Raw genomic sequence first — 6215 nt, forward strand, 5'->3', positions numbered from 1 at the left:
GTACGGGCATGTGGACACGCCGGCGCACTGGGTGGCCCACCTGCGACTGCTGCGTCGCATCCAGGAGTCGACCGGCGGGTTCACCGAGTTCGTGGCGCTGCCGTTCGTCCACCACAGTTCGCCGATCTATCTGGCCGGCGTGGCCCGGCCCGGTCCCACCGTCGGGGAGAACCGGGCGGTGCACGCGATGGCCCGGCTGCTCCTGCACGGCGCGATCGACAACGTCCAGTGTTCCTGGGTGAAGCTCGGGCCGGACGGTTGTGAGCAGGTCCTGCGCGGCGGGGTCAACGACGTCGGCGGCACGCTCATGGAGGAGACCATCAGCCGGATGGCCGGTTCCCAGTACGGGTCGGCCCGCTCCATCGCGCAGCTGGAAGCGTTGGCCCATGCCGCGGGACGGCCGGCGTGCCAGCGTACGACAACCTACGGGGACGTCCCGGCGGAGCGGTTGGCCGTGGCACGCAGGGAGGCTGCGGCTGCGCCGGGTGACGGCCGGTTCGGCGAGGGCCTCCCCGCGGGGATCGGCGTGGGTGAGGATCCCTCCGGCGGCGGGGCCGTCCGGAGGATCCTTCCGATCATTTCCTGACGGGTTCTTAAGTCCCGACTCCTGTCGCGGTGGCACCCGGGTCGGTGATCCCGCCGGACAATGCTTCCGCCGGGCTTCCGCCGGATCGCAGCCTGCGGGACCGCTGCCGCGTGACGGTTGATCCCGCCGACCCGCAAGGATGGGCGGTGGGCGGATGCCCGTCGGCGTACTGTCGGCGTCCGGCCATCAGGTTGGTCGTGGTTTTGCCGTATGCCGGTGAGGGTCCGATAGCCGGCGGTATTCGTTGCTGGTGCCCCGGTGGGTATCCGCGGAAGCGGAAGTCTGCCAGATAGGAGGAGATGTCATGAGAAGGACAATTCATGACGGCTTTGCCTGATTTCAGAGGGTAAGATGGCCTGGTCAGGAGCTTCAAGGACTTCTTGCGTATCGCTCAGCGCCGCAGGCGAGGACCCTCCGTAACGGCATCCTGCTACCGTGAGCTATTGTTTGATCGCTGGTTGTAGAGGATGTTGCGCTGGTGGGGTTGACGTAGCCGTCTTCGGCGCGTGTAATTACCGGCGTGTCATTTCCCCCGCCGGTGGGGAAGGTGCAGTAAAGCACTCACCCGGCCGGTGTGGACACCAGTCACCTGCGCGCCGGCGCCCGGGGGGTGGCCGACCGCACCGCGACGGGTCTGGAGGAGTCCACATGGAACGCACCGACGCGGGCGTCCACATCGTCCTCGCCGAAACACACCGGCCACGTGCCGGGTTGCCCACGCAGCCCACGGCCACCGAGTGGCCTGGGCGGTCGGATCCCGGTCGCCGTGGGGGCCGGGAGCTGACCACCGCCGAGTTCCACGTCGATTTTGATATTGATTTTCATGATGGCGACAATGATGATGGCAAAGAAGAAGATGAATTCACTGAATCGATATCGGTAGAGTCGACCGCCGGCCGGTCGCGGGCCGGTGACGCTGTGGCCGATGAGCCACGCAGCGGTGCCCTAGCCGATGTCGTCGCTCTCGGTCTCGACGACATCTTCGCGGACCCACCGGAGTGGCAGGAGCGCGCTCTGTGCGCCCAGACCGATCCGGAGGCGTTCTTCCCGGAGAAGGGCGGATCGACCCGCGAGGCCAAACGCATCTGTTCGGGTTGCGAGGTCAGGAGCCAATGCCTGGAGTATGCGCTCGAAAAGGACGAACGATTCGGGATCTGGGGCGGGATGTCCGAGCGGGAGCGGCGCCGGCTGCGCCGGCAGGCGGTCTAGACCGCCTGCCGGCGGCGCGATCATGTTTCTCGCGTGCTCGGGGTTCCTGCCGGACCCGGAATCCGGAAACCGATCTGAGAAGTCCGGGAGGGTCTCCCGGGAAGTTCGGTAGGCAGGCATCGGCGGCGTGACCACCACCGGGCCATCGCCACCGCATGCCGGGCGTCCGGCTGCTGGCGGTAGCAGCCTGAAGCATGTCGCCGGCGAGCATGTCACGGTCGAGGTCGTCGCGATCGTGGTCGTCTCCGATCGGGGCCGGAGTGCCGCCTGTCGAGGGCATCCTGGTCACGCCTTCTCGGACGCTGTCGCGGGCCCGGGTCTGACACAGATGCTGAGCGCTCTCGGCCGCCAGACCCGCCCGCCCGACCAGGTCGTCGTGGTGGACGTGAGCGGCAGGCCGCCGGCCCGCCGGGTACGGATCCCGGACGGTCCGAGGCTGCCGGTCCTCACTCTGCCGCCAGGAACCGGCTACGGGGCGGCCGTGGCTGCGGGACTGGCGCATCGGATCACCGGTACGCCGGACTTCCTCTGGCTACTGCACCATGACTGGGTACCGGCCCCTGACACGCTGGAGCGGTTGCTGACCTACGCGGCGCTGGACCCCAGCGCCACCGTGCTCGGCCCGAAGGTGCTCGACTGGGCCGACCCGAAGCTGCTCGTCGAAGCCGGAGCCGGCGTGGATAGCGCCGGGCACCGGGTGACCGGGATCAGCCCCGGCGAGATTGACAGCGGCCAGCACGACGCCGTCCGGGACGTCCTGGCGGTCTCGCCCGCGGGTGCACTCGTCCGCGGGCAGGCGTGGCACCTTCTCGGCGGGTTCGACCCGGATCTCGTCACCGTCGCCGATCTCGACTTCTGCTGGCGGGCCTGGCGCGCGGGGATGCGGGTGGTGGTCGTACCGCCCGCGGTGATCCACGTCGCCCGGACCGCTGGTCACCCCGCCCCCGTTCGCGGGCAGCATGACCACGGCGGCTGTGACCACGGCGGGCAGGCCGACCACCGTGACCTGCGGCGGGAGGAGCTGCAGGTCCGGATGGCCAACATCGGGGCCGGCCTGCTGGTACCGGCATGGCTGTGGCTCATGCCGGCGGGGTTGGGTCGTGGTGCTGCTCTGGCCGCCGGCGGCCGGTTCCGGCAGGGCCTGGACGAGATCGTTGCGGCCGCTGAGGTGATGGGCCGTCCCGGCTGGCTGTGGCGGGCGCGGCGGCGGCGGGCGGCGTCCGCGCGGGTGCCCGCCCGGACGTTGCGCCCGCTGCTGGCGGCCCGGGGCGGACCGTCGGGCACGGCGCGGATGCTCCTGCACGCCCTTTCGCTTTTCCTCTCGCTTTTCCTCCGCCGAGGGCGCAGCGGACCTCCGGCCTCAGCGGTCCGTCCTGCGTTGCTACTTTCCGGGGCGCTGGCCGTCGTGAGTCTTGTGGCGGCACGCTTCATGCTCGGACCGGGATGGGGGCCGGGGACGGTCGCCTGCCGGATACCCGGCGTGGCCGTGTCGCTGCCGTTACCCGACGGTGCCCGGGACCTGTGGTCGGCCGCTCTGTCCGGCTGGCCCGGCGGGTCCACCGCCTCGGGGTTGATCGGCTCGGGATCTCCTGGCTCTGTGGCATCCGGACCGGGGGGAGTGGCCCCGCTGTGGCTGGTGCCGTTGGCCGTTCTCGCGACCGCGCTGGGCGGCAAGCCGTGGCTCGCGGCCGACGTCGTCCTGCTGGGCGGGCCGGCGCTTGCCGGCCTCGCAGCCTATGCCGCATCCGCTCACGTAGGCCGCGGTCGTGGCGCCTGCGCTCGTGGCGCGTTCACTCCGGGTGTGTCCGGTCGTGGCGTCTCCGGTAGCGGTGGGCTGCGTACGCCGGTCCGGGTGGTCGTCGCGGCCGGCTACGCGCTGGCTCCCCCGATGATCTGGGCGGTTGCCGCCGGACGCGTCGACGTGGTGTTCGCGCTCGTGATGCTCCCCGGTGTTCTCACCGCCGCGGCCGTGCTGGTGGCGCAACCGGACACCGGCCGCGCAACCTGGCCCGCGGCCCGCCGGTTCGCGCTCAGGCTGCTCGCCGCGGTCGCCTGCGCACCGACGCTGTTTCTGTCCGCCGTCGTCGGGCTCGCCGGCGCGGTGGTGCTGCTGCGCCGACCGCGCCGGCTGGTGCCCGTGCTCGCCGTGGCCGTCGCCGGCACCATCCTGTTGTGGCCATGGCACAGTGCGGTCCTTGGATGGCCGTGGCGGCACAGTGCAGCCGTTGACGCCTTGGGTGCCCTGCCTGCGGTGGGTGCGACCGGTCGGGCCGGCACGGGCACCACGGCCGGTGCGGTGCCGGGATGGCTGGGGCCGGCCATGCCAGCTGCCGAGTTGTCAGCCGCCGGGCCGACCGGCGGGCACGTTGCCGGCCTAGCGGTGGCCGTACTGGTACCGGTTGCGCTCACCGGCGCGGTCGGGGCCGTGCGTGCCGACACCCGTAAGCCCGTCCTCGCGGCATGGGGTGTGGTCGTTGTCGGCCTGGCCGGTGCGGCCATCGAGACCCATGCGGGTGGTGCCGGGCGTACCGGGGAGCTTGCCGCCGCGCAGCTCGCGGTCGCCATCATCGGGATGCTACTAGCCTGTGCACTGTCGGTGACAGGGGCACGTGGTGCGCTTCGCCGTCACCCGCTCGGCTGGCGCCAGGTCACGGCGCTGTCCCTCGGTGGAGCCGTCGCGGCTGGCCCGCTCGCTGGCGCGCTCATGGTCGCCGATGCCGGCGAGGTGGCTGCCGGTGCCGCCGCACGCGCGGGCGGGATGGCGGTTTCCGTGCTCGCGGTGGCACAGATGTCCGGGCAGGACGCCCGCGTGCTGGTACTGCGCCAGCCGTCGCGGGACTCACCGGTCGGTTACACGCTCACGGACGCCCGCGGCCCGCGCCTGGACGCTACCTTCGCCGCGATGTCCGCATCCGGCGGCGCGGCAGTCGGGGCGGTCGTCGCGGACCTCGTCGTCGGGCGTGCGGCAGCTGCCGGCGGGCTTGCGGCGTTGGCTGTGCGCGCTGTCGTCGTCCCGCGTGCGGGCGCGTCGCCGTCGCTGGTCGCCACGCTGGACTCCGTACCCGGGCTGGTCCGGGAACAGGTAGCGGACGACGCCGTGGTGTGGCGCTGCCTGCCGTCCGGACCGGCGGGTCTGCCCGGCGCAGTGTTGCCCGGCGCAGTGTTGCCTGGCCCGGTGTTGCCTGGTGCGGGAGCGCCCGGCGCGGTGCCGGGCGCGCCCGGGGTGGCGCCGGCCCGGCGGGCCGCGAGCGGGGCAGCGGCGGGATCCCCGCGGTGACCGGGACGGGTGCGTCCCGGCCGTCCACCCGGCCGGACCAGCACGATCGGCCGGACCAGTCCGGGGGGCCGGAGCAGCCCGGGCGACCGATCCGGCCGGTGGGGACGGCGGGACGGGCCGGACGCGCGCGCCCAGCGGTGGTGATCGCGGCTGTCGTCGTGTTCGCCCTGTCCACCGTGCTGGCCCTGGCCGTCCTCGTCCGGTCCGCGGGAGGGATCCGGCCCGGACCGGCGCCGCCTCCGGCCGGCCTGCGGGTGCCGGTGACGTCCGCGACGCTGCTGTGCCCGGATCTCAACCCCCCGGTGGGCGGCACGGCGGGCGGCACGGCGGGCGGCATGGTGACAGTCGACATCGCGACCGCCGGCGGCACGGTGGGAGGGAGTCCGGGCGCGGACGGACGGATCTGGCTGTCCATGGGCAGTGCGGTGCGTGATGTCCCCACCGGTCAGGCGCGGGTGCGGGGCGTGTCGGTCCAGGTGCACGGCGGTATGCCGCTGGCCGTGCATGCCGGCGGTCCCGCGGCGGCCGGCCTGAGCGCCACGGTGACCGTTGCGGACGCGCCCGGCCACGCGCCCGCCCGGGCGCGCTGTGATCCGCCGAGGAGCGAGTTCTGGTTCGTCGGCCCGGGCACCATCACCGGACGTGACCCGTTGGTCATCCTCACCAACCCCGAGATCGTGCCCGCGCGCGTCGAGATCACATTGTTCAGGTCGGCCGGCCGGGGGACGCTGGTCACCGACACCCGGGTCACCGACTCCATGGTCACCGACGGTGTCTCGGTGCCGCCCATGGCGAGCGTGACCCGTCGGCTGACCGACTGGGTACCCGACGCCGAAGCCACGGGAGCGCGGATCCGGGTGCGGGACGGGCGTCTGACCGCTGCTGTGCTGGACCGCGCGGGCGCGCCGTTCGCGCCGGACCCGGCCGTCGTGCCCGTGGCGGCCGGGAGCGGACCGGCGGGTTCGCTGGTTCTGGCCGGCGCGGTCGGTGTGCCGACCGGTATCGCGGGCGCGCAGGTCGTGGTGGCCGCACCCGAAGCGGATGCGGTGATCCGCCTGGAACTGCTCACGGCGTCCGCACGCTTCACCCCGGCGGGCCTGGCGGCGGTGCGCGTGCCCGGCGGTGGTGTCCTGCGGTTACCGG

3 protein-coding genes and 1 pseudogene are annotated in these 6215 nt (G+C 72.8%); all 4 read left to right on the plus strand.

Going from position 1 to position 6215, the window contains the following annotated elements; translation table 11 throughout:
• Positions 1 to 586: pseudogene (locus DD1DGNOD_RS28835) on the plus strand (bifunctional FO biosynthesis protein CofGH); the annotation flags it as partial.
• Between the two features lie 978 nt (positions 587 to 1564).
• On the plus strand, positions 1565 to 1795 hold the full coding sequence (locus tag DD1DGNOD_RS31070; RefSeq protein ID WP_206442981.1) for a WhiB family transcriptional regulator: 231 nt from the start codon (positions 1565 to 1567) through the stop codon (positions 1793 to 1795).
• Positions 1796 to 1922: 127 nt separating this feature from the next.
• A complete protein-coding gene (locus DD1DGNOD_RS06100; RefSeq protein WP_131769638.1) occupies positions 1923 to 5072 on the plus strand; it encodes a glycosyltransferase in 3150 nt (1049 codons plus the stop codon).
• Positions 5069 to 6215 (plus strand): DUF5719 family protein (locus DD1DGNOD_RS26590; RefSeq protein WP_241255499.1); only part of this gene is annotated, 1147 nt, incomplete at its 3' end. The genes DD1DGNOD_RS06100 and DD1DGNOD_RS26590, both read left to right, overlap by 4 nt.

This window comes from Candidatus Protofrankia californiensis, assembly GCF_900634765.1.
GTDB lineage: Bacteria > Actinomycetota > Actinomycetes > Frankiales > Frankiaceae > Protofrankia > Protofrankia californiensis.